The organism is Pseudomonas palmensis (genome assembly GCF_017848315.1).
Lineage (GTDB): Bacteria > Pseudomonadota > Gammaproteobacteria > Pseudomonadales > Pseudomonadaceae > Aquipseudomonas > Aquipseudomonas palmensis.
The window spans coordinates 57,326-80,801 of record NZ_JAFKEC010000005.1 but is presented as its reverse complement, the minus strand read 5'-3'; the positions used below and the strand labels follow the sequence as shown (position 1 = coordinate 80,801).

Sequence of the window (23,476 nt, the reverse complement as noted above, 5' to 3'; positions counted from 1 at the left end):
AACACGGCCGGCGAACAAAGTCCTAGTAATTCTGTCGGGAAAGTGCCACCGGCACCGCCGGGCCCAGGCGCGCCTCGAACCAGCCACTCATGCGCCGGTACAGGCCCTTTTCCAGCCAGCGGTAACTGGCCCACGACGCCCCGCCGATCAGCGGCACGCACAGCGCGAACACCAGGTAGGGGTTGAGCCCCAGACGCTCGCTGGCAAACCAGCCGCCGTACAGCACCAGCACATGGATCAAGTACACCGAATAGGAGCAGTCGCCCAGGGCCTTGAGCACCCGGTTGCCCTTGAAATACGGCTCCAGCGAGATGCACGCCAGCACGATCAGCGCGCTCGGCAGGCCCCAGTGCAGCAGGCGTGACGAGGCATCCAGGCGGTAGATCGCCACCGATGCGGCCGCCAGGGTCAGCAACGGCAGCCACAGCCCCTGGGCAATCCAGCCGCGTCGGTAGAGCACGCCGATGGCTACGCCCAGCAGGAACTCGTAGATGATGTTGTTGCTGTAGAACCGCCCCAGCACGCCCAGGCCGGTGAGCACCTCGCTGACCGCGAACAGCGCCAGCGCCACCAGCCACAGGTGATGGCGCTGGCGCACCAGGAACACCAATGAGAACAGCAGGTAGAAGAACATCTCGTAGTTCAGCGTCCAGCCCACGTTGAGCGTGGGGTACAGGCCGTAGCCGCCGGGGTTTTCCGCCGGAATGAACAGCAGCGACAGCAGCAGGTGCGACAGCTCCAGGGTCTGATGCGGCATCCACTGGCTGGCCACCACCAACAGCAGCGCCATCAGGCCGGTATAGAACCAGTAGGCCGGCACGATGCGCAGCACCCGGTTGAGCAGAAAGCGCCGGGGCGCCATGGGTTTGTCGCGGGTCGAGAGGTAGATCACCAGCCCGCTGATGACGAAGAAGATGTCCACCCCGACCGCACCGCGATCGGCCAGAAACTGCCCTACCGGGCCGCTGGCCTTGAAGTCGAAGAAGATCTGCATGAAGTGGTGACAGACCACCACCCAGGCGGCGAGCGCCCTCAATGCCTGAAGCGAAAACAGCATGTCGATTCCCGTCTCTCGTTACCCCACCCTGGCCCCGCACAAATCGGGACCGCTTGCGGGTGGGACTACGAAAGGCCGGGAAAGATCAGCCCGATCTGCCCGGCGGTTGCTTCAGAGGTTCTCGTAGCGGTTCATGTCGAGCACGCCGGCCTCCACCGGATCGGTCTGCTGGATGTAGCGGCTCAGGTCATGAAAGTACTGCCAGAACTGCGGGTGGCTGCGGCGCACGCCCCAGCGCATGACGATGCGCTCGAAGCGGGCCGGATCGTCCCGCGCCGCCTCCATGTCCTCGACCCACTCGGGCACGTCGCTGGCCGGAATGTTGAACATGAAGTTGGGGTAGCTGCTCATCACCCCCGGGTAGAGGGTCAGGGTGTCCAGCCCCGGCTGGTAGCGGTAGGCCTCGCCGAGCATGAACGCCACGTTGCTGTGGGCGCGGTTGCGCAGCAGGCTGTAGACCTTGCGCTGGCCGCCCTGCCCTTCGATGCGCAGCATGGTCGCCTCGGGCAGCTGGCCGATCACCTTGAGCCCGGCCGCCGGGCGCGAGGCCAGCCGGCTCAGGGCCTGCTCCACGTCACGGAACTCCTCGCTGCCGGGCAGCGAGCAGTACGCGCCCTGGCAGCGGTTGATCGGGTCGGGCGCGGCGTTCAGGCTGCCGGTGCGCTCCACCAGCTTGAGGCCGAAGTCGCGCTTGGGGTCGCGCGGGTCGAGCTTGAGGGCGGTCGGGGTCTTGCTGTCGATCGCCTCGTAGTCCAGCCACATCTTGACCTTGCCGCTGTTCTGGTACCAGTCGCCGAGGATGTCGCTGCGCTGCTTGGCCGGCATCAGGCGCAGGAAGTTGACCTCGGCCCCGTTGCGGATCAGGTCGAAGTACAGGCGCGTCTGCGCCTGGTGCGAGACGTTGCCGTACACGTCGAAATTCACCGCCAGCTGGTAATAGGTGCGCTCGAACAGCGGGTAGTCGAACAGCCACAGGGTCTTGGGCACATCACCGATCAGGCCCTTGCTCACCGAGGCGCTGTCGAAGTGGCGGAAGATGGTCAGCAAGGCATTGTCGTTGCCGGCCCACAGGCTCGACCAGCTCGGTGGCGGCAGGTCGGCATAGGCGTCGCGGCGCAGTTTTTCGTACTCGTTGCGCTTGTCGCGGTAGGCGTGCCACAGGGTCAGGATGCTGCCCACGTCGTCGATCTGACCGGGCATCGCCAACAGGGGCGTGGCCTTGCCGCGGTACTCGGCATCGGTGATGTAGCGGTCGTGTGCCGGCTCCTGGAACAGGGTCCAGAAGTTGTCGCGGATCACGTCGGTGGCGATCTGCCCACGGCATACCGGGCCGCGAATGAAGGTGCGCACGAAGTACTCGGCGTTATCGAGCATGAACTGGTAGCGCGCTATCGCCGGGATCGCCTCGAAGGTCTCGAACGGGTTGGCGCGGTGGCGCGGGCCGTAGCCAGGCAAGGCCGTGGCATGCCAGTCGCCGCTGTAGAACAGCTGCTTGACGCGCTTGAGCTTGTTCGGCCCCATCGGGTAGGTGATGTGGGTCTTGTGCACGATCACGCCCTGCACGGGCATCAGGCGGTAGTAGAAGTCGGTGCCGGGCGGATCGTTGGGGCGGCGTGTGGCGATCAGGTCGATCGGCTGGCCGCTGGGCGTGCGCGAGCGCACCCACTGGAAGAAGTGGCCCTGCTCGCCGCCGACAAAGTAGATGTGCGCCAGGAACAGGTGCTCGTACAGCCAGCGCCCCACCAGCGCCTCGGTGGACCCGGGGCGGTTGAGCAGCGCCTCCCATTCGGTGATCTGCGCGGCCTCGCTGGCACTTGGCTGGATCGGGTTGTACTCCACCGGCGCACCGGCGGCGAACCAGCGCTGCAGGGTCTGGTACTCGGCATCGGTAAGGCCGGTGACGGCCAGCGGCATGCCCTCCCTGGGGTGGGCGCCGGCGTAGGCGTCGAACTCGCCGGGCAGCGGGCACATGTTGTTGCGGTTGAGCCCCAGCACGATCTCCTCGGGCAGCTTGGCATTGGGGGTGAGCGGCGTGTTGTGGCCCAGCTCGAGCATGCGCGCCATCAGCGCGGCCTGGCTGCCCTGGCTGTCGAGCACCGAACTGAAGCCCTTGCGCTGCCAGGCCTCGACGCTGTGCGCGTCGTAGAAAAGCCGGGTCGGCGCGACCGCCGTACTGCGGTCGCCCTGATACACAGGCACCTTGGAGGCACCGCGCGCGGCGCCCTCGGCACTGCCCAGGTTCAGCTGGCAGGCCGCGTCGTTGCAGGCATGGCAGGCAACGCACTTCTCGGTGAAGATCGGTTGGATGTCCCGGGTATAGGAAATAGCCGGGCTTGTGACGGGGGCTTGTCCGAGCGCCGCGCCGCTGATGAGCAGTGCGAAGGCGCCGGCAAGTAAACGATGCACCATGTGCCGAATGTCCTGGGTATTGATAGCTTCACGATTCTACCGGTGGCGGCAGCGTGCCAACATGAATCAAATTCATGCAAACCGGCAACACGCCTAAAAACCGCGCAGGTTTGTTATTATTCCGCAACTTTTGTATTTGCCCGACCAGGTAGTCCTATGTCTGACCGCAGCGCCCGTTACCAAGCACTTCAGCAAGCCCTCAAAGAGCGCATACTGATCCTCGATGGCGGCATGGGTACTATGATCCAAAGCTACCGCCTGGAGGAACACGACTATCGTGGCACGCGCTTTGCCGACTGGCCTAGCGACGTCAAGGGTAACAACGACCTGCTGCTGCTTTCGCGCCCCGACGTGATCGCGGCCATCGAGAAAGCCTACCTGGATGCCGGCGCCGACATCCTCGAAACCAACACCTTCAACGCCACCCAGGTATCCCAGGCCGACTACGGCATGGAATCGCTGGTGTACGAACTCAATGTGGAAGGTGCGCGCATCGCCCGCCAGGTGGCCGATGCCAAGACCCTCGAAACCCCCGACAAGCCGCGCTTCGTCGCCGGGGTGCTGGGCCCCACCAGCCGGACCTGCTCGATCTCCCCGGATGTCAACGACCCCGGCTACCGCAACGTCACCTTCGACCTGCTGGTGGAAAACTACATCGAGGCCACCCGCGGCCTGATCGAGGGCGGCGCCGACCTGATCCTGATCGAGACCATCTTCGACACCCTCAATGCCAAGGCGGCGATCTTCGCCGTGCAGCAGGTGTTCGAGGACGACGGCATCGAGCTGCCGATCATGATCTCGGGCACCATCACCGACGCCTCGGGCCGTACCCTCTCGGGCCAGACCACCGAGGCGTTCTGGAACTCGGTGCGCCACGCCAACCCGATCTCGGTGGGCCTGAACTGCGCACTGGGCGCCAAGGACCTGCGCCCCTACCTCGAAGAGCTGTCGAACAAGGCCGGCACCCACGTTTCGGCGCACCCCAACGCCGGCCTGCCGAACGCCTTCGGCGAGTACGACGAGACCCCGGCCGAAACCGCCGCGGTGATCGAAGAGTTCGCCGCCAGTGGCTTTCTGAACATCATCGGCGGTTGCTGCGGCACCACCCCGGGGCATATCCAGGCCATCGCCGAGGCAGTGGCCAAGTACCCGCCACGGGCGATCCCCGAGATTCCCAGGGCCTGCCGCCTGTCGGGCCTGGAGCCGTTCACCATCGACCGCAGCTCGCTGTTCGTCAACGTCGGCGAACGCACCAACATCACAGGTTCCGCCCGCTTCGCGCGGCTGATCCGTGAAGAGAACTACACCGAGGCGCTGGAAGTGGCGCTGCAGCAGGTCGAGGCCGGCGCCCAGGTGATCGACATCAACATGGACGAAGGGATGCTCGATTCCCAGGCGGCCATGGTCAAGTTCCTCAACCTGATCGCCGGCGAACCCGACATCTCCCGGGTGCCGATCATGATCGACTCCTCCAAGTGGGAAGTGATCGAGGCCGGCCTCAAGTGCATCCAGGGCAAGGGCATCGTCAACTCGATCTCGATGAAGGAAGGTGTCGAGGCGTTCAAGCACCATGCCCGCCTGTGCAAGCGCTACGGCGCCGCCGTGGTGGTGATGGCCTTCGACGAGGTCGGCCAGGCCGATACCGCCGCCCGCAAGCGCGAGATCTGCAAGCGCAGCTACGACATCCTGGTCGATGAGGTGGGCTTCCCGCCCGAAGACATCATCTTCGACCCGAACATCTTCGCCGTGGCCACCGGCATCGAGGAACACAACAACTACGCGGTGGACTTCATCGAGGCCTGTGCCTACATCCGCGACCACCTGCCGTATGCACTGACCTCCGGCGGGGTATCCAACGTGTCGTTCTCGTTCCGTGGCAACAACCCGGTGCGCGAGGCGATCCACTCGGTGTTCCTCTACCACGCGATCCAGAACGGCCTGACCATGGGCATCGTCAACGCCGGCCAGCTGGAGATCTACGACGAGATCCCGGCGCTGCTGCGCGAGAAGGTCGAGGACGTGGTGCTCAACCGCACCCCCGACGGCACCGATGCGCTGCTGGCGATTGCCGACGACTACAAGGGCGGCGGCGCGGTCAAGGAGGTCGAGAACGAGGAGTGGCGTTCGCTGCCGGTGGACAAGCGCCTCGAGCACGCCCTGGTCAAAGGCATCACCGCGTTCATCGTCGAGGACACCGAGGAGTGCCGCCAGCAGTGCGCGCGCCCCATCGAGGTGATCGAGGGGCCGCTGATGAGCGGCATGAACGTGGTGGGCGACCTGTTCGGCGCAGGCAAGATGTTCCTGCCCCAGGTGGTCAAGTCGGCGCGGGTGATGAAGCAGGCGGTGGCTCACCTGATCCCGTTCATCGAACTGGAAAAAGGCGACAAGCCCGAGGCCAAGGGCAAGATCCTGATGGCCACGGTCAAGGGCGACGTGCACGATATCGGCAAGAACATCGTCGGCGTGGTGCTCGGCTGCAACGGCTACGACATCGTCGACCTGGGCGTGATGGTACCGGCCGAGAAGATCCTGCAGGTGGCGCGCGAGCAGAAGTGCGACATCATCGGCCTGTCGGGGCTGATCACCCCGTCGCTGGACGAAATGGTGCACGTGGCCCGCGAGATGCAGCGCCAGGACTTCCACCTGCCGCTGATGATCGGGGGGGCAACCACCTCCAAGGCGCATACCGCGGTGAAGATCGAGCCCAAGTACAGCAACGACGCGGTGGTCTACGTGACCGACGCCTCGCGTGCGGTGGGCGTGGCCACGCAGTTGCTGTCCAAAGAGCTCAAGCCGGCCTTCGTGCACAAGACCCGCGAGGACTACGTGGAGGTGCGCGAACGCACCGCCAACCGCAGCGCGCGCACCGAGCGCCTGAGCTATGCGCAGTCGATCGAGGCCAAGCCGAAATACGACTGGTCTGCCTACCAGCCGGTGGCACCAACCTTTACCGGTACCCGCGTGCTGGAGAACATCGACCTCAAGGTGCTGGCCGAGTACATCGACTGGACGCCGTTCTTCATCTCCTGGGACCTGGCTGGCAAGTACCCGCGCATCCTCAACGACGAGGTGGTGGGCGAAGCGGCCACCGCCCTGTTCGCCGATGCACAGGAAATGCTGGCCAAGCTGATCGACGAGAAGCTGATCAGTGCCCGCGCGGTGTTCGGCTTCTGGCCGGCCAACCAGGTGGCGCACGACGACATCGAGGTGTACGGCGATGACGGCCAGCCCCTGGCCCTGCTGCACCACCTGCGCCAGCAGACGATCAAGCCCGACAGCAAGCCCAATTTCTGCCTGGCCGACTTCGTGGCGCCCAAGGACAGCGGCATCACCGACTACGTGGGCGGCTTCATCACCACCGCCGGCATCGGCGCCGAGGAAGTGGCCAAGGCCTACCAGGACAAGGGCGACGACTACAGCTCGATCATGGTCAAGGCCCTGGCCGACCGCCTGGCCGAGGCCTGCGCCGAGTGGCTGCACGAGCAGGTGCGCAAGGAGTACTGGGGCTATGCCAAGGACGAGCACCTGGACAACGAGGCGCTGATCAAGGAGCAGTACGCGGGTATCCGCCCTGCCCCGGGCTACCCGGCGTGCCCGGACCACACCGAGAAGGAAACCCTGTTCCGCCTGCTCGACGGCACGGCGATCGGCGAGACCGGCCCGAGCGGCGTGTTCCTCACCGAGCACTTCGCGATGTTCCCGGCGGCGGCGGTCAGCGGCTGGTACTTTGCCCACCCGCAGGCGCAGTACTTTGCCGTGGGCAAGGTCGACAAGGATCAGGTCCAGAGCTACACCGCGCGCAAGGGGCAGGACCTGGCGGTAACCGAGCGCTGGCTGGCGCCCAACCTGGGGTACGACAACTAAGCGCTGGTGAGGTAAGGGTCTACACTGAGCTGAAGCCTTTTACAGGAGCAGATCATGGAAGACCCGGCCAAACACAAACCGCCGACCTTCTGGCAAATGCTGCACAGCGTGCTGGCTGCAGCCTTTGGCGTGCAGACCGGCAAGAACCGCGCCCGCGACTTCACCCACGGCAAGCCCGCGCACTTCATTGCGCTGGGCACGGCCTTCACGCTGGTGTTCATCCTGGTGCTGATAGGGCTGGTTCAGCTGGCGATGCACCTCACCGCCCGCTGAGGCGACCGCGTTGGCGCCTTCGCCGGCAACGCCGGCTCCTACAGGTCATGTGTGGCCCTGTGGGAGCCGGCCTTGCCGGCGAAAAGGCCGGTACAGCCTCAGGGCTCCAGCCCGATCCCCCGCAGTATCACACTGGTCACCGTCTGCAACGCCCGCTCGAACTGCGGTTCGCTCAGCGGCTGGTGCGCGTTGAGCAGGTTCACCTGGTGGCTGAAGTCGGCATAGTGCTGGGTCGAGGCCCAGATCATGTACAGCAGCCCCGAGGGCTCCACCGGCAGAATCCGCCCGTCCTCGACCCACTGGCGAATCTTGCCCTCCTTGAGCTTGGCCCATCCGTACAGGCTGTCATCCAGCGCCGCCCCCAGGTGCGGCGCACCGTGGATGATCTCGTTCGCCCACACCTTGGAGCCGTGCGGGCGGGTCCAGGAATGGTTCATCTTGGCGCGGATATAGGTGCTGAGCACGATGCGCGGGTCATCGTAGAGCTCGAAGCACAGGGCGTCCTGCTTCCACACTTCCAGCAAGCCGAACAGCACCGCCTGGTACAGCTCGGCCTTGGTGCTGAAGTAATAGTGCACGTTGCTGCGCGGCAGCGCGGCGGCCTCGGCGATGTCGGCCATGGCCGTGCCGGCAAAGCCCTTCTCGGCAAAGACCTTTTCTGCTGCCAGCAGGATGCTGTCGACATTGCGTTGGCGAATGCTGTGCTTGTGCGCGGCCATGGGCGGGTCCGTTGCGGATGACCCTGCAAGGCTACCACCGCCAGGGCGATTCGTGCCGCACGCTCAAAAAAGTTGTGCCGCGGGCGGTGTTTTTCAGCGCCGTGCGCTGTCCGATACTGCGCCTCACCGCATTACATCCCAAAGAAGAGGACGCACTCCATGACTATTCCCCTGCTCGGCCTGGGCACCTTCCGGCTCAAGGACCAGGTGGTCATCGACTCGGTCAGCCAGGCCCTCGAACTGGGCTATCGGGCCATCGACACCGCGCAGATCTACGGCAACGAGGCCGACGTCGGGCACGCCATCGCCGCCAGCGGCGTTGCACGCAACGAGCTGTTCCTGACCAGCAAGATCTGGACCGAGAACCTGGGCGCCGACAAGCTGATACCCAGCCTGAAAGAGAGCCTGCACAAGCTGGGCACCGACTATCTGGACCTGACCCTGATCCATTGGCCGTCGCCCAAGGGCGCCGTGCCGGTGGCCGAGTTCATGGGCGCCCTGCTCGAAGCGAAGCGCCAGGGCCTGACCCGCCAGATCGGCGTGTCCAACTTCACCATCGCCTTGCTGCGTCAGGCCATCGAGGTGGTGGGCGCCGAACAGATCGCCACCAACCAGATCGAGCTGCACCCCTACCTGCAGAACCGCACCCTGGTGGATTTCATGCACGAACAGGGCATCGCGGTGACCTCCTACATGACCCTGGGCTATGGCAAGGTGCTGCACGATCCGCTGATCCAGCAGATCGCCGAACGCCATGGCGCCACCCCGGCGCAGGTGGCCCTGGCCTGGGCGATGCAGCTGGGCTATGCGGTGATCCCCTCCTCGACCCGGCGTGAAAACCTGGCCAGCAACCTGAAGGCAGCGCAGCTGCGCCTGAGCGAACAGGACATGGCGCAGATTGCCGGCCTGGACAAGGGCGAGCGCCTGGTCGACCCCGAGTCGCTTGCACCCGCCTGGGACTGATCAACCGCGGTCGGTGCACACCTTGGCCAGTTTCAGGTACTGCACGGTGTGCTGCCGGCCGGCAGAGTCCACGTAGGTCATGTACGCCTTCACCACGTCGCAGACCTCGGTGGCCGGCTCGTCCAGTTGCACCACGCGCGCCACGTCCAGTGGCATGCCGTACTGATAGACCGTGGTCGTCTGGGCCTGGGCGGCACCGGCCAGCAACAGCGCCAGGGGCAGCAGCGTTCGCAGCGTCATGACAGTTCTCCCGTGAAATGGAAGGCACGCCCGGCACCGGCGCGCGCCGACCCTTTCAGTGTGGTGCCATGCCTGCCCTGGCGTCGCTTTCGCGGATCAACGGCATGCCCATCGCCTGCGCATAGCCGCTGGGGGCGAAGCGCCAGGTCACCAGCAGCATCAGCAGCACCGTCACGCTCAGCAGCAGCCAGGAGGCCTGGAAGTCGCCGCTGACGTCGCGCAACCAGCCGGTGACGTAAGGCACGATGCCGGTGATGATGAAGCCCACGCCCTGCACGAACGCCGCCAGCGCCCCCGCACTGGCGGGGGCCTTGAGGTGCTCGAGGGTCAGCGTGAGGCTGAGGCTGAAGCACGCGCCCAGGCCGAAGCCGATCAGGGCCACCCATAGCCCGGCGATTGCCGGGGCCAGCAGCAGGCCGACAAAGCCTGTCAGTTGCACGGTCAACGCCAGCCACAGGCCGGGGCGCCGATCCACCAGGCGACGCAGCAGCAAGGGCAGCCCGAGGGCGCCGGCCACCTGGAACACGGTCATCAGCCCCACCAGCTCGCCACCGCCCTGGGCACTGCCGCCGACCTGCTGGTAGTAGGCCGGCAGCCACGCCACCATGCTGGTGTAGCCGCCATTGATCAGCCCGAAATAGACCGCCAGCAGCCATGCCCGACGGCTGCCGAACAGGTGCCCGCTGGCACCTGCGCCGCCGACCGCCGCTTCGAGCTGCGGGCGCACCCAGGCCCATACCGCGAACGCCAGCAAGGCCGGCAACAGCCAGATGCCCAGGCCTGCCTGCCAGTGCGAGAACTGCTCGGCCACCCGCGGCCCGAGCACGGCGGCGGCCCCGCCGCCGCTCATCAGGGCTGCCGAATACACACCCATGGCCATGGCCAGGCGGTGAGGAAACCAGCGGTTGACCAGCCCCGGCATCAGCGCCTGAATGCAGGCCACCCCAAGCCCGGCCAATGCTGCGCTGGCGATCAGCGCAGCGGCGGAGTCGAGGGTCAGGCGCCAGGCGCAGGCCAGCGCGATGGCGGCCAGCCCGGCGAGCATCGCGCCCTGCTCGCTGACCCAGCGGCGCAACCAGGGTTGCAGCAAGGGCACCAGCCCCATGCACAGCACGGGCAAGGCGGTCAGCAGCGCGGCCTGCTGGTAGCCGATGCCGGTGCTCTGGCGGATGGCCTCCAGCAATGGGCCGATGCTGGTGAGGATGGGGCGCAGGTTCAGCGCCATCACCACCACCAGCAACAGCAGCAAGGTACTGCGAGCCTGCTCGCGCATCACCCCTGCACCTGCCGCCAGGCGGCGTACAGGCCCTGCTCGCCGGCTGGCTTCAGGGGTGCCAGGGGCAGCGACTGCTGCTGCGGCGGGCGTGCCATCTGCGCGTACACCGCTGCCGTCGACAGGCCATAGGGCTCGCCGTCTTCGTTGCTGTAGGCGAACCAGGCGCGCTCGATACCGCACAGGTGCATGGCGGCCAGGCACATCGGGCAGGGGTGGCCGGTGGCGTAGATTTCGCAGCCCTCCAGGCGCGGGCTGCCGAGCACCTGGCTGGCCAGGCGGATGGCCTGGAGTTCGGCGTGGGCGGTCGGGTCCTGGGTCAGGTGGATCTGGTTGACCGCCTCGGCGATCACCCGGCCCTGGTGCACCAGCACCGCCGCGAACGGGCGGCCGCCGGCCTGGATGTTCGCCCGGGCCAGCCCCAGCGCTTGCTGCATGAAATGTTCGTTGGCCATGGTCAGGCTCCTGTCAGGTTCAATGGGCATCGTGGGCCAGCAGCAACTCGACGATCCGCTGCTGGCCGCGTTCCCGGGCGTGCTGCAGGGGCGTCACGCCCTGGCGGTCGGCAAGGTTGACGTCGGCACCGGCGTCTATCAGCAGTTGCACGATGGCCTGGTGGCGCGGGCCGCCATCGCTGAGCAGGATGGCTTCGAGCAGCCCGGTCCAGCCCAGCGAGTTCACGTGGTCGGGTGCAACGCCGGCGGCCAGCAGGCGAGCGACCACCTCGACATGGCCGCGCTCGCATGCGGGGATCAGCGCCGTGCCGCCATAGCGGTTGGTGCTCTTGAGGTCCGCGCCATGGGCCAGGGTCATCTCCAGGATCTGCAACTGGCCTTCGGCGCCCGCCAGCAGATATGGGCTGTCGTGCATCCAGTTGCTGGCGTTGACGTCGGCGCCGGCGTCGATCAACCGGCGCGCCGCCGCCACATGCCCCCCGGCGGTGGCCAGCAACAGCGGCGTATTGTTGCGCGAGTCGCGCTGATCAACGTCGGCGCCCTGGGCCAGCAAGACGCCGACGCGGGTTGGGTTGCCGTTGGCGGCGGCTTCGAGCAAGGTGTCGGCCGCCCCGGCGGCCCCGGCGATGCCGAGGCTGGCGCACAGCCCGGCAACCCCGTACATCCAGTGTCTGAGCAATGACATGGCGCCTCCTTTGGTGCAATGAAGCGGGATTATCCGAGGCTTGGGGTGTAGCATGAAATTAATTGATTTCATGCATACCAGTGGGTAATCGAATGCTTGACCCCGTACTGCTGCGCAGCTTCGTGACCGTGGTGGAAACCGGCAATTTCACCCGCGCCGCCGAACGCCTGCACCTGACCCAGTCGACCATCAGCCAGCAGATCATTCGGCTGGAGCAGCACCTGGGGGTGCGCCTGCTGGATCGCAGCCAGCGCCAGGTGTGGCCGACCGAAGACGGCGAGCGCCTGCTGGGGTATGCCCGGCGCCTGCTGCGCCTGGACGAAGAGGCGCGCCAGGCGTTCAGCCCGGTGCAGGCGCAACGGGCGCTACGCCTGGGGGTGCCGGAAGACCTGGCCGGGGAAGTGCTGACCGAGCCATTGAGCCAATTCATCGGCGAGCGCCCGCATGTGCGCCTGGAGGTCGAGAGCGGGCTGAGCAGCCCGCTGCTGCGCCTGTACCGTGATGGCGAGCTGGACCTGCTGCTGGTCAAGCAATGGGGCGCGGACCGCGACCGCCATGCCGGCTGGCACGAGCCGTTGTCGTGGGTGTGCAGTGCCGGGCAGACGCAGCTGGCCGACCCGGTGCCGCTGGTGGTGTTTCCGGTGGGGGCGCTGTACCGGCAGGAAATGATCAATGCGCTGGAAGCCCGTGGGCGCAGCTGGCGTATCAGCTATTCGAGCACCAGTCTGGCCAGCCTGGGGGCGGCGGTGAGTGCGGGGTTGGGCGTGAGCCTGATACCGACCCGCAGCGTGTTGCCGACCCATCGGGTGCTGGGTGAAGCGCAGGGGTTTACCCCGGTCCAGGGTCTGGAGCTGGCGTTGTACGGGCGCAAGGGGCTGGATGCCGATGGCCTGGCGCTGCGCGAGCTGCTGCAGGCCCTGTGCGAGCAGCGCGCAGGGTGTCGAGGGGGCCAGCCCCCTACTCCCCCGCCACCCGCGCGCGGTAGCTCCCCGGGCTCTCCCCCGTCCATTTCTTGAACGCGCGATGAAACGCGCTGGGCTCCTGGAAGCCGGTCTGCTCGGCAATCTGCGCCACGCTCAACACACCATCGCGCAGACACTCGAACGCCAGTGCACGGCGCACCTCGTCCTTGATCTGCTGGTACGAACACCCCTCACGCTCCAACTGCCGGCGAAAACTGCTCGGGCTCAGGCCCTCGGCTGCCGCCATGCCCAGCAAGGTTGGCCACTGCCCGTACTGACGCCCGCGCAGATGCCGGTATACCCGCGCCGCCAATCCGTTCTGGTTGCGGTAGCGCACCACCAGCCACTGCGGCGCACTGCGCAGGAAGGTCTTGAGCGCACTCAGATCCTGCACCACCGGCAAGCGCAGGTAGTGCGCCGAGAACTCGACCTGGGTGCGGCCACTGCCCAACTGCAGGTTCGGCCCCCACAGCAACGCGTCGTCCTCCAGCACCGCACGCCCGTCGCGCAGTTCGGTACGGTCGATGGCGATGCGCCGCCCCCCCAGCCAGCACAGCAGGCTGACCACCAGCACCAGGAAGGTCTCCTCGGCATATACCCGAGTCTGCGCATCGTCGAAATGCGACTCCAGGCTGATCACCGCACGCTGCCCGCGCACCACCAGGCGCCCGCGCACGTCACGCAGGAACAGGCCGAAGTTGCTCAGGCACTGGCGCAAGGCCTTTTCCAGCGTCGGCTCCTGGATCAGCCCACGACAGATCAGGGCGAAACTGCCCAGCGGCATGCCGTGGCTGTCGAGGTTGAAGAATTCGTCGCCCAGGTCTTCAATGAGCAGCAGCCACAGCCGTGCGAACGCCCTGGCCGGCACCCGTGCATCGGGTGCGCCCACCACTGCCGGGTCGATGCCCGCCTGCACCAGCAACGCACTGGCGCGCGCCGGCTGTTGGCGCAGTGTGTGCAGCATGATGTGCACGAAGTACACCGCGACCGAATCGTTTTCCCGCATGACTGTTTCCGCTATGCAGCGTAAGAATATGGCAAAAAGTGCCAGCCTCGCTGGGCAGTTATGGCATAGGCCCAGGCGTGGCCTTTGCCTAGACTCGAACCCATCCCGAGCGTGGCCCCGGGCGCCATTCTGGCAGAGCCAGGCAGCGCCCCGCCACGCTTTCGCACACTGGAGTCGCGTATGAACACCCCGCAAATCTATGTAGTGAGCGCCGTTCGCTCGGCCATCGGCACCTTCGGCGGCTCGCTCAAGGACCTGCCCCTGGCCGACCTGGCCACCCAGGTGACCCGCGCCGCCATCGAACGCTCCGGCATTGCCCCCGAACAGATCGGCCACATGGTCATGGGCAACGTGATCCCCACCGAGCCGCGTGACGCGTACCTGGGCCGCGTGGCCGCGATGAACGCCGGCGTACCCAAGGAAACCCCGGCATTCAACGTCAACCGCCTGTGCGGCTCGGGCCTGCAGGCCATCGTCTCGGCCGCGCAGAGCCTGCTGCTGGGCGAGGCCGAGGCGGTGATTGCCGCCGGCGCCGAATCCATGAGCCGCGGCCCGTACCTGCTGCCGCAGGCGCGCTGGGGCGCGCGCATGGGTGACCTGAAGGGTGTCGACTACATGCTGGGCATTCTGCAGGACCCGTTCGAAGGCTTTCACATGGGCATCACCGCCGAGAACGTGGCGGCGAAAAACGGCATCACCCGCCAGATGCAGGACGAGGTGGCCCTGACCAGCCAGCAGCGCGCCGCCCGCGCCATCGCCGAAGGCCGCTTCACCAGCCAGATCGTGCCCATCGAGATCCCGAGCCGCAAAGGTCCGGTACGTTTCGAGGTGGACGAGCATGTGCGTGGCGATGTGAGTGCCGAGCAACTGGCCGGCATGAAGCCTGCCTTCAAGAAGGACGGCACCGTCACCGCCGGCAACGCCAGCGGCCTCAACGACGGCGCCGGCGCCCTGGTGCTGGCCACCGGCGAAATGGTCGAGCGCCTGGGCCTGCGCCCGCTGGCGCGCCTGGTGGCCTATGCACATGCAGGCGTCGAGCCCGAGCTGATGGGCCTGGGCCCGGTGCCGGCCACGCGCAAGGTGCTGGAAAAGGCCGGCCTGAGCGTCGCCGACCTGGACGTGATCGAGTCCAACGAAGCCTTCGCTGCCCAGGCCTGCGCCGTGTCGCGGGAACTGGGCCTGGACCCCGAAAAGGTCAACCCCAACGGCTCGGGCATTTCCCTGGGCCACCCGGTGGGAGCCACCGGGGCCATCATCGCCACCAAGGCGATCCATGAGCTGCAACGTATCCAGGGCCGCTACGCGCTGGCCACCATGTGCATCGGCGGCGGTCAGGGTATCGCCGTCGTGTTCGAACGTGTTTGAGTCGGAGTTAACCGTGAGTATTGAAAACATCGCCGTGATCGGCGCCGGCACCATGGGCAACGGGATTGCCCAGGTGTGTGCAGTGGCCGGCTACCAGGTCACCCTGATCGACGTGTCCGAGGCCGCGCTGGAGCGTGGCCTGGCCACCCTGCGCAAGAACCTGGAGCGCCAGGTCAGCAAGCAGACCCTGCAGGCCGAACAGGCCGAGGCAGCCCTGACGCGCATCGCCACCAGCACCGATTACGCGCAGCTCAAGGGCGCGCAGCTGGTGATCGAGGCAGCCACCGAGAACCTCGCCCTGAAGGTGAAGATTCTGCAGCAGGTGGCCGCCAGCGTGGCCGACGACTGCGTCATCGCCACCAACACCTCGTCGCTGTCGATCACCCAGCTGGGCGCATCGGTGAGCCAGCCCGAACGTTTCATCGGCGTGCACTTCTTCAACCCGGTGCCGATGATGGCGCTGGTCGAGATCATTCGCGGCCTGCAGACCAGCGATGCCACCTACGCCAGCGCCATGGCCCTGACCGAGCGCGTGGGCAAGACCGCCATCAGTGCCGGCAACCGCCCGGGCTTCGTGGTCAACCGCATCCTGGTGCCGATGATCAACGAGGCAATCATGGTGCTGCAGGAAGGCCTGGCCAGCGCCGAGGACATCGACACCGGCATGCGCCTGGGCTGCAACCAGCCCATCGGCCCGCTGGCCCTGGCCGACCTGATCGGCCTGGACACGCTGCTGGCGATCATCGAGTCGTTCCACGACGGCTTCAACGACAGCAAGTACCGCCCCGCTGCCCTGCTCAAGGAAATGGTCGCCGCCGGCTACCTGGGGCGCAAGAGCGGCCGCGGCTTCTTCACCTACTGAGGTACGGGCATGCCGCAGACCTGCGCCGAACGTTGCGCCAACTTTGAAGAACGTCGGGACAAGGCACTCGAACTCTTTGCGGTCAAGGGGTTCGGCCAGGTCAGCATGCGTGAACTGGCCAGCCACCTGGGGCTGACGGCGGGCTCGCTGTATCACCACTTCCCGAGCAAGCAGCACCTGCTGTTCGACCTGATCGAAGAGCTGTTCGAGGAGTTGCTGGCCACCCTGCAGCCCCGTGGGCGCGGCAAGCCCGAGGCCACGGCGTTGAGCCGGGTGATAAAGGCGCACTGGGCGCTGCATGCCGAGCGCCCGTTGCAGTTTCGCCTGGCCGAACGTGACCTGTGCTGCCTGAGCGAGGAACAACAGGCACGCATCGCCCAGCTGCGCCGTGAATACGAAACCCACCTGTTGCAGCTGATCGCCCCTCACGCGGCCCTGCCGCCGCCAGCCCGGGAGGCGACCGGCCATGTCATCGCCACGCTGCTCAACAGCCTGCCCGGCTGGTTGCAGGCCTCACCGCTGGGGCAGCCACAACGCCTGGCGCTGATGGAAAACATGCTGCTGGGGGCGATAGAGCGCACCCTGCAGACCGGTGCGCTGGTCGCTGCCGCTTGAACTCACGCCAACGTCAGGCCTATTTCAGGAGTTCCTGAATCTGGTCGCGCAAGCTGTCCAGGTCGAACGGCTTGGCCAGGATCGGTGCCTTGAACGCGATCGGGCTGCCCGACTCGCGGATCTCGGCCGGGTAGCCACTGATGAAGATCACCTTCAGGTCCGGGCGCAGCTTGACCGCAGGTTCGGCGATCTGTACCCCTGAAATGCCGCCCGGCAGGCGGAAGTCGGTCACGATAAGGTCCAGGTGCGGCTTGCTGGCCAGGATCTTGAATGCCTGCTCGCCATCTTCGGCCACCAGCACGTGATAGCCCTCGCCTTGAAGATAGTCCTTCAGGATCATGCGAATGACCGGTTCGTCTTCGACGACCAGTACTACATCTTGCGCATCTTCACTCATGCCAATGCCTTCAACTCGTATTTGATTCATGGGGGATCGCTATACGACCCCGGCCTCACGCAGAGGTTGCCTGCTGCGCGCCACTTTCTTGCGGGCTGCGTACCAGTGGCAGGCGCACGCTGAATGTCGCGCCCTGGCCCTCGGTACTGCTGACCGTGATGCTGCCGCCATGGGCCAGCACGATCTGTTCGGAAATATACAGGCCCAGCCCCAGGCCGGCACTGCTCTGGTTGGAGCATACCCGCTCGAACTGCTGGAAGATGCGCTGCTGGTTCTCGGCACTGATGCCGATGCCATGGTCGCGCACCTGCACGCAGGCCATGCCCTGTTCCTCGAACACGCGCACCTGCACCGGCGACTTGGCGCCATAGCGCAGGGCGTTGGTGAGCAGGTTGGCGATCACCTGCTCGATACGAAACTCGTCCCAGTAGCCGACCAGTTCGGCGCCGGCCTGCAGGCTGATGCTCGAGTCGACCGCAGCCGCCTGGGCGGCGAAGTTCTCGACCAGGCCGCTGACCAGCTGGCACAGGTCGAACGATGCGGGCCGGATCGACAGCTTGCCGGTACGGATGCGCGACACGTCGAGCATGTCTTCGATCAGCCGGATCAGGCTGTTGATCTGGCGCTCGTCACGCTCGACCATGGCGTGCATCTTGTCCAGGGTGAAGGCATCGGCGTTGTTGCGCGCCAGGTGCAGCTTGCGCAGCTGGGTCTCCAGTATCAGACCGTTGAGCGGTGTGCGCACCTCGTGGGAGACGATCGACATGAAGTCGTCGCGCATGCGTACCGCGTGTTCCAGCTCGCTGCGCGTGACCTGCAGCTGCGCCAGCAGCAGCTCCTGCTCCTGGCGGCTGCGCTCCAGGGCCTCCAGCTGCTGGCCGAGGGCCTTGCGCTGGCGGTACAGGTCGATGAACACCGCCACCTTGCTCTTCACCGCCTGGGTGTCCAGCGGCTTGTGCAGGAAGTCCACCGCGCCGCTCTCGTAGCCCTTGAAGGCGTAGTTCATCTCGCGCGCCGCAGCGCTCACGAACACGATGGGAATGTTCTTGGTCTTTTCCGTACCGCGCATCATCTCGGCCAGTTCGAAACCGTTCATTCCGGGCATCTGGACGTCGAGGATGGCCAGCGCGAACTCGTGCTCGAGCAACAGCGACAACGCATGGTCGGCCGATTGCGCCTGGTACACGTTGCGGTCCGGCCCCTTGATCAGCGCCTCGAGCGCCAGCAGGTTTTCCGGCAGGTCGTCGACGATCAGCAGGTTTGCTTGGATATGGCTTAGCATGCACGTGGTTCCAGCTTGGCGAGCAATTGCCCGATGCCATTCAATGGGAGTATGTGGTCGGGCCGGTGCAGCGCCAGCGCCGCCTCGGGCATGACCGCGACTTGCGCCTCATGCGGGTCTTGAATCAGGGTAGTACCGCCGTGCTCCTTGATGCGCGCCAGCCCGCGCGCACCGTCTTCGTTGGCGCCGGTCAGCAACACGCCGACCAGGCCGTCGCCATAGGCATCGGCGGCCGACTCGAAGAGGATGTCGATCGAGGGCCGGGAAAAGTGCACGCGGTCCTCCTGGCTCAGGGACAGGCTGCGGTCACGCTCCACCGACAGGTGATAGCCGGGGCCGGCCACGTAGATCATCCCCGGCACCACGCTTTCCTTGTCGCGGGCCTCCTGCACGGGGCGCTGCAAGCGGCGGCTGAAGACTTCGGCCAGCTGGCTGTGGCGGTCGTCGGGCAGGTGCAGCACGCACAGCAGCGCAATGGCGTAGTCGGCGGGCAAGGCGGCAAACACCGTGAGCAGCGCCGACACGCCCCCGGCTGAAGCCCCCACCACGATCGCATCGGTGCCTTTCATGACTTTCGGTAGATCCGTTCTGGCTTGACCAGCGCGTCGAAGCGGTTGGCGTAAGCGGAAAAATCCAGGGTTTCCTTGCTGCCCAGCACCAGAAAGCCACGGTGGCACAGCGAGTCGTGAAACAGGCCGAAGGCCCGGTCCTGCAGGGTCTTGTTGAAGTAGATGAGCACGTTGCGGCACGAGATCAGCTGGGTTTCGGAGAACACGCTGTCGGTGGCCAGGCTGTGGTCGGCGAAGGTCACGTTTTCGCGCAGGCTGCTGTCGATGATCGCGTTGCCATAGGCGGCAGTGTAGTAGTCGCTGAAGGCCCGGCGCCCGCCGGCCTTCTGGTAGTTCTCGGTGTACTCGCGCATGTTCTGCATCGAGTAGATGCCCTGCTTGGCCTTTTCCAGCGAGCTGGGGTTGATGTCGGTGGCGTAGATGATGGTGCGTTCGAGCAACCCTTCTTCGCGCAGCAGGATGGCCATGGAGTAGACCTCCTCGCCCGTGCTGCAGCCGGCAATCCAGATCTTGATCGAGGGCCAGGTCTTGAGGTGCGGAACCACCTCCTCGCGCAGCGCGAGGAAGTGACCGGGGTCGCGAAACATCTCGCTCACCGGGATGGTGAGGTACTGCAGCAACTGCATGAACACGCTCGGGTCGTGCAGCACCCGTTCCTGCAGGGCCGACACCGTGGCGCATTCGAACTGGCGCACGGCATGCAGCACCCGGCGCTTGATCGAAGCGCCGGAATAGTCGCGAAAGTCGTAGCTGTACTTGAGGTAGATCGCCTCGATCAGCAGCCGGATTTCAATGTCGGTGTTACGTTCGATACTCAAATTCGCTCCAGTTGCGGCAGCCATACCCGAATCAGGGAGAACAGCCGGTCCAGCTCTATCGGCTTGGCCAGGTAGTCGTTGGCGCCGGCCTGCAGGCAGCGCTCCTGGTCATCCTTCATGGCCTTGGCGGTGACGGCGATGATCGGCAGCTTGCGCCAGCGCGGGTCCTTGCGAATGCGCCGGGTGGCTTCATAGCCGTCCATCTCCGGCATCATCACGTCCATCAGCACCAGGTCGATATCGCTGACCTGCTCGAGTTTTTCGATGGCCTCGCGGCCATTGCGACCGATCTCCACGATCGCGCCCTTGTGCTCCAGCGCACTGGTGAGGGCGAAGATGTTGCGCACGTCGTCGTCCACCAGCAGGATCTTGCGCCCCTCGAACACCTTGTCGCGGCTGCGCGCAGTCTTGAGCATGCGCTGACGTTCATGGGACAGCGTCGACTCGACTTTGTGCAGAAACAGCGTGACTTCATCCAGCAACCGCTCGGGTGAACGCGCGCCCTTGATGATGATCGAGCGCGAGTACTTGAGCAGGTCGGCCTCTTCGTCGCGGGTCAGGTTGCGCCCGGTGTAGACGATCACCGGCGGGAACGAGCGGATATCGTCGGCGGTCATGCGCTTGAGCAGCTCGTTGCCGAGCATGTCGGGCAGCTTGAGGTCGATGATCATGCAGTCGTAGATGTTCTCGCGCAGCAGCTCCAGGGCTTCCTGAGCCATGCCCACCGCGGTGATCTTGATGTCTTCGTCGCCGATCAGGCGGGCGATGCTTTCGCGCTGCAGGTCATCGTCTTCCACCAGCAGGATGTGCTTGAGCTTCTGGGTCAGCTTGGCTTCCAGGCGGCCGAACACGGCCTTGAGCTCCTCGCGGCTGGTGGGCTTGACCGCATAGCCGATCGCGCCCATGTGCATGGCCGCCTCGACACGGTCCTCGACCGAGATGATGTGCACCGGTATGTGCCGGGTGGACGCCTGCTCCTTGAGCCGCTGCAGCACGGTTAGGCCGGAATGGTCGGGCAGGCGCATGTCCAGCAGGATGGCGTCGGGAATGTAGCTGGCCGCCAGTTCGAAGCCTTCGTCGGCGGCCTGGGCCACCAGGCAGCTGTAGCCCAGTTCGTGGGCCAGGTCGAAGAGGATGCGGGCAAAGTTGGGCTCGTCCTCGATCACCAGGATGCAGCGGTTGCTGAACGGTGCCAGGTGACGGTCGTCGGCGAAGCTGGCCGCCGGCCGCGGGGCTTCGGCGGCCGGCAGCACGACGGGGGCCGCCACGGGCAACGGCGCGGCGGCGCGGGCCACCAGTGCCAGCGGCTGCGCCTCGACGCTCGGCTCGTACGACTCGGGCAGTATCAGGCTGAACACGCTGCCCTGGCCCAGTTGGCTTTCGACACGGATCTGGCCGCCCAGCAACTGCGCCAGGTCACGGGAAATCGACAGCCCCAGGCCCGTGCCGCCGTAGCGCCGGTTGGTGGTGCCGTCGGCCTGGTGGAAGGCTTCGAAGATGCTCTGCTGCTGGTCGTCGGCAATGCCGATGCCACTGTCGCGCACCGAGAACACGATGCCGGTGCCGGCCTGGTAGCCGATGGTCAGCGCCACCTGGCCGCGCTCGGTGAACTTCAGCGCGTTGGACAGCAGGTTCTTGAGGATCTGCTCCAGGCGCTGTCGATCAGTGAACAGGGTGGACGGCACCTGCGGCTCTACGGTGACGCTGAAGGCCAGCTGCTTCTGCTGCGCCAGCGGCTCGAACAGGCTGCGCAGGCCTTCGGCCATGCGGCTGATGTGGGTGGTTTCGGCGCGTACATCGAGCTTGCCGGCCTCGACCTTGGCGATGTCGAGAATGTCGTTGATCAGGTTGAGCAGGTCGTTGCCGGCCGAATAGATCGACTCGGCGAACTTGACCTGCTCGGCGCTGAGGTTGTCCTGCGGGTTCTCGGCCAGCAGCTTGGCCAGGATCAGCGAGCTGTTGAGCGGGGTGCGCAGCTCGTGGGACATGTTGGCGAGGAATTCGGACTTGTACTTGCTCGAGCGCTGCAGTTCCTCTGCACGCTCCTGCAACTCGACCTGCACCCGGTTCAGCTCGCCGTTCTTGCGGTCCAGCGCATCGCGCTGCTCGGCCAGCGCGTCGGTACGCTCGGCCAGTTGCTCGTTGGTCTGCTCCAGCTCGGCCTGCTGCGTCTCCAGATGGGCCTGGGACTCCTTGAGCACCCGGGACTGTTCCTCGAGCTCTTCGTTGGCGGTCTTGAGCTCTTCCTGCTGCACCTGCAGCTCTTCGTTGAGCTGCTGGGTTTCGGCCAGCACTTCCTGCAGGCGCTGGCGATAGCGCGCACTCTCGATGGAGGTGCCCAGGTTGTCGGCCAACCGCTCGAGAAACTCGATGTCGCGGTCCTCCACTGCGCGCAGAAAGCCCAGCTCGACCACGCCATTGACCTGGCCGTCGTTGATCGCCGGAATCACCAGCACGTTGCGCGGGCACCCCTCGCCCAGCCCGGAGCTGACCTTGAAGTAGTCCTGCGGCACCTCGTCCAGGCGCATCAGGCGACGCTGCGCCACGGCCTGGGCAAGGATGCCCTCCTGGGCGCCGACGACCTGCTCCTGCCCCTGCTGCTCGCGGGAGAAGCCGTAGCTGGCCACGCGGCGCAGGCTGCCATGCTCGTCGCGCACGTACACGGCCGCCACCACGCTGCCCAGGTAATGGGCGAAGAACTGCAGGATGTTGTTGCCCAGCATCGGCAGGGTCAGTTGCCCCAGCACCTGCTCGGCCAGACGCGATTGCCCGGCGCGCTGCCAGGCCTGCTGTTCGAGGCGCTCGGCAGCGCGCTGCTGAGCCTCCAGGTTGGCCGCGTAGTTGCTGGACAGGTTGAGCAGGTCGCGGCGGCCGATGTAGGCCAGCAATGCGCTGAGCAGCACCACGAAGGCCAGGTAAAGGGAAATGGACCACTTCGTGGTGTTGCTGACCTGATCGTTGCGGGCAAGACGCAGCTGTTGCTCCATCGCGACGAAATCGTCGAACTCCTTGCGGATCTCGTCGGTCAGGCGCTTGCCCTGACCGAGCTTGATGGGCGTGCGGTAGTCGTCATTGGCGCGGCGCAGGGCGATCATGTCCTTGCCGAAGTTGTTCCAGGCGGCCTGCAGGGCTTGCAGGCGGCTCAGGCGGTCGACCTGCTGCGGGTTGTCGGCCACCAGTTCCTTGAGCGTCTCGAGTTCGGCCTGTATGCGTGGCTTGGCCACTTCATAGGGGTCGAGGAACTGCTCGTCGCCAGTGAGCAGGAACCCGCGCATGCCGGTTTCCATGTCGATGGACAGCTTGACCGCCTCGTTGGCGTTGTTGATCACCCGGTCGGTGTGGGCGACCCACTGGATGACCGACAGCAGGTAGGCAATCACGGCGACGAAAACCACCGCACTGATCAGACCGACCCCCAGGGGCAGGCCGATGTTGCGGCTCAGCAGCTTGCGAAAGCTCTGCTGATCGGTCGAGGCTGGTTGACTCATTGGAAAGGCCCGAGCAAGTAGACGAACGAAAGAGTGTGACGGATTTTCGAGCAATTGTTCCAGTTTTCCGCCAGTTCAATGCCCGTAGCGTGGCGCCGTGCCCGTGTTGGCCGGGCGTCGAGCCCGTATTTGAGCCAGTGCTGCGCCAAACGTTCCCTGTTTGGCCAGAGCCCG

General features: G+C 65.8%; 20 protein-coding genes. 7 read left to right on the top strand and 13 right to left on the bottom strand.

The window, feature by feature from the left end; all coding sequences use genetic code 11:
- Window positions 1-22: 22 nt before the first annotated feature.
- Both JZZ72_RS04910 and JZZ72_RS04905 read right to left on the bottom strand, forming a co-directional pair.
- On the bottom strand, window positions 23-1,057 hold the full coding sequence (locus tag JZZ72_RS04910) for an acyltransferase family protein (protein WP_058540346.1): 1,035 nt from the start codon (window positions 1,055-1,057) through the stop codon (window positions 23-25).
- Window positions 1,058-1,168: 111 nt separating this feature from the next.
- Window positions 1,169-3,466: a fatty acid cis/trans isomerase gene (locus tag JZZ72_RS04905; protein ID WP_054914322.1), complete on the bottom strand. Its 2,298-nt coding sequence runs from the start codon at window positions 3,464-3,466 to the stop codon at window positions 1,169-1,171.
- A 156-nt stretch (window positions 3,467-3,622) separates the two neighbouring features.
- Between JZZ72_RS04905 and metH the strand changes: the two genes are divergently transcribed.
- Both metH and JZZ72_RS04895 read left to right on the top strand, forming a co-directional pair.
- Entirely contained in the window at window positions 3,623-7,330 is a 3,708-nt protein-coding gene (metH, locus tag JZZ72_RS04900; RefSeq protein WP_058540347.1) for a methionine synthase, read from the top strand.
- Between the two features lie 54 nt (window positions 7,331-7,384).
- A complete protein-coding gene (locus tag JZZ72_RS04895) occupies window positions 7,385-7,603 on the top strand; it encodes a DUF2970 domain-containing protein (protein WP_100632581.1) in 219 nt (72 codons plus the stop codon).
- Between the two features lie 98 nt (window positions 7,604-7,701).
- Here JZZ72_RS04895 and JZZ72_RS04890 read toward each other — a convergent pair whose 3' ends face one another.
- Window positions 7,702-8,322, bottom strand: coding sequence for a TetR/AcrR family transcriptional regulator (locus JZZ72_RS04890; protein ID WP_043864081.1), 621 nt, complete (start codon window positions 8,320-8,322; stop codon window positions 7,702-7,704).
- A 159-nt stretch (window positions 8,323-8,481) separates the two neighbouring features.
- Between JZZ72_RS04890 and dkgB the strand changes: the two genes are divergently transcribed.
- Entirely contained in the window at window positions 8,482-9,285 is an 804-nt protein-coding gene (dkgB, locus tag JZZ72_RS04885) for a 2,5-didehydrogluconate reductase DkgB (protein WP_043864082.1), read from the top strand.
- Here dkgB and JZZ72_RS04880 read toward each other — a convergent pair whose 3' ends face one another.
- The 4 genes from JZZ72_RS04880 to JZZ72_RS04865 are packed head-to-tail and all read right to left on the bottom strand — an operon-like array spanning window position 9,286 to window position 11,938.
- Window positions 9,286-9,525 (bottom strand): DUF2790 domain-containing protein, encoded by a 240-nt coding sequence (locus JZZ72_RS04880; RefSeq protein WP_078481167.1) that lies wholly within the window; start codon window positions 9,523-9,525, stop codon window positions 9,286-9,288. It lies immediately after the preceding gene.
- A 55-nt stretch (window positions 9,526-9,580) separates the two neighbouring features.
- A complete protein-coding gene (locus JZZ72_RS04875) occupies window positions 9,581-10,798 on the bottom strand; it encodes a cyanate transporter (RefSeq protein ID WP_210014112.1) in 1,218 nt (405 codons plus the stop codon).
- Window positions 10,798-11,253 (bottom strand): nucleoside deaminase, encoded by a 456-nt coding sequence (locus JZZ72_RS04870; RefSeq protein ID WP_054914318.1) that lies wholly within the window; start codon window positions 11,251-11,253, stop codon window positions 10,798-10,800. The genes JZZ72_RS04875 and JZZ72_RS04870 overlap by 1 nt, the downstream gene beginning before the upstream one ends.
- 19 nt (window positions 11,254-11,272) lie before the next feature.
- Window positions 11,273-11,938, bottom strand: coding sequence for an ankyrin repeat domain-containing protein (locus tag JZZ72_RS04865; protein WP_408004339.1), 666 nt, complete (start codon window positions 11,936-11,938; stop codon window positions 11,273-11,275).
- Window positions 11,939-12,030: 92 nt separating this feature from the next.
- On the opposite strand from JZZ72_RS04865, the gene JZZ72_RS04860 reads away from it, so the two are divergent.
- Window positions 12,031-12,954, top strand: a complete 924-nt coding sequence (locus JZZ72_RS04860; RefSeq protein WP_210014111.1) for a LysR substrate-binding domain-containing protein — start codon at window positions 12,031-12,033, stop codon at window positions 12,952-12,954.
- Here JZZ72_RS04860 and JZZ72_RS04855 read toward each other — a convergent pair.
- Window positions 12,896-13,906 carry an AraC family transcriptional regulator gene (locus JZZ72_RS04855; RefSeq protein ID WP_210014110.1) on the bottom strand — a complete coding sequence of 337 codons (1,011 nt, stop codon included), beginning with the start codon at window positions 13,904-13,906 and terminating at the stop codon, window positions 12,896-12,898. The two genes, JZZ72_RS04860 and JZZ72_RS04855, sit on opposite strands and share 59 nt — an antisense overlap.
- A 180-nt stretch (window positions 13,907-14,086) precedes the next feature.
- Here JZZ72_RS04855 and JZZ72_RS04850 point away from each other — a divergent pair, with 180 nt between their 5' ends.
- From JZZ72_RS04850 to JZZ72_RS04840, 3 genes are read left to right on the top strand one after another with little or no spacing between them, the layout of a single operon-like run.
- Window positions 14,087-15,271, top strand: coding sequence for an acetyl-CoA C-acyltransferase family protein (locus JZZ72_RS04850; RefSeq protein WP_043861759.1), 1,185 nt, complete (start codon window positions 14,087-14,089; stop codon window positions 15,269-15,271).
- 13 nt (window positions 15,272-15,284) lie between these two features.
- A complete protein-coding gene (locus JZZ72_RS04845) occupies window positions 15,285-16,133 on the top strand; it encodes a 3-hydroxybutyryl-CoA dehydrogenase (protein WP_043861758.1) in 849 nt (282 codons plus the stop codon).
- A gap of 9 nt (window positions 16,134-16,142) precedes the next feature.
- Window positions 16,143-16,748 carry a TetR/AcrR family transcriptional regulator gene (locus JZZ72_RS04840; RefSeq protein ID WP_210014109.1) on the top strand — a complete coding sequence of 202 codons (606 nt, stop codon included), beginning with the start codon at window positions 16,143-16,145 and terminating at the stop codon, window positions 16,746-16,748.
- A gap of 19 nt (window positions 16,749-16,767) precedes the next feature.
- Here the strand turns inward: JZZ72_RS04840 and JZZ72_RS04835 are convergent, their stop codons facing one another.
- From JZZ72_RS04835 to JZZ72_RS04815, 5 genes are read right to left on the bottom strand one after another with little or no spacing between them, the layout of a single operon-like run.
- Entirely contained in the window at window positions 16,768-17,145 is a 378-nt protein-coding gene (locus JZZ72_RS04835) for a response regulator (protein ID WP_043861756.1), read from the bottom strand.
- Between the two features lie 55 nt (window positions 17,146-17,200).
- Window positions 17,201-18,427 (bottom strand): hybrid sensor histidine kinase/response regulator, encoded by a 1,227-nt coding sequence (locus JZZ72_RS04830; RefSeq protein WP_043861755.1) that lies wholly within the window; start codon window positions 18,425-18,427, stop codon window positions 17,201-17,203.
- Window positions 18,421-18,996, bottom strand: coding sequence for a chemotaxis protein CheB (locus tag JZZ72_RS04825; RefSeq protein WP_043861754.1), 576 nt, complete (start codon window positions 18,994-18,996; stop codon window positions 18,421-18,423). The genes JZZ72_RS04830 and JZZ72_RS04825 overlap by 7 nt, the downstream gene beginning before the upstream one ends.
- Complete coding sequence (locus tag JZZ72_RS04820) at window positions 18,993-19,814, bottom strand: CheR family methyltransferase (protein WP_043861753.1); 822 nt, start codon at window positions 19,812-19,814, stop codon at window positions 18,993-18,995. Before JZZ72_RS04820 ends, JZZ72_RS04825 begins: the two co-directional genes overlap by 4 nt.
- The gene (locus tag JZZ72_RS04815; protein ID WP_210014108.1) at window positions 19,811-23,302 is read right to left on the bottom strand and encodes a response regulator; all 3,492 of its coding nucleotides are present in this window, start codon (window positions 23,300-23,302) and stop codon (window positions 19,811-19,813) included. The genes JZZ72_RS04820 and JZZ72_RS04815 overlap by 4 nt, the downstream gene beginning before the upstream one ends.
- Window positions 23,303-23,476: the final 174 nt, after the last annotated feature.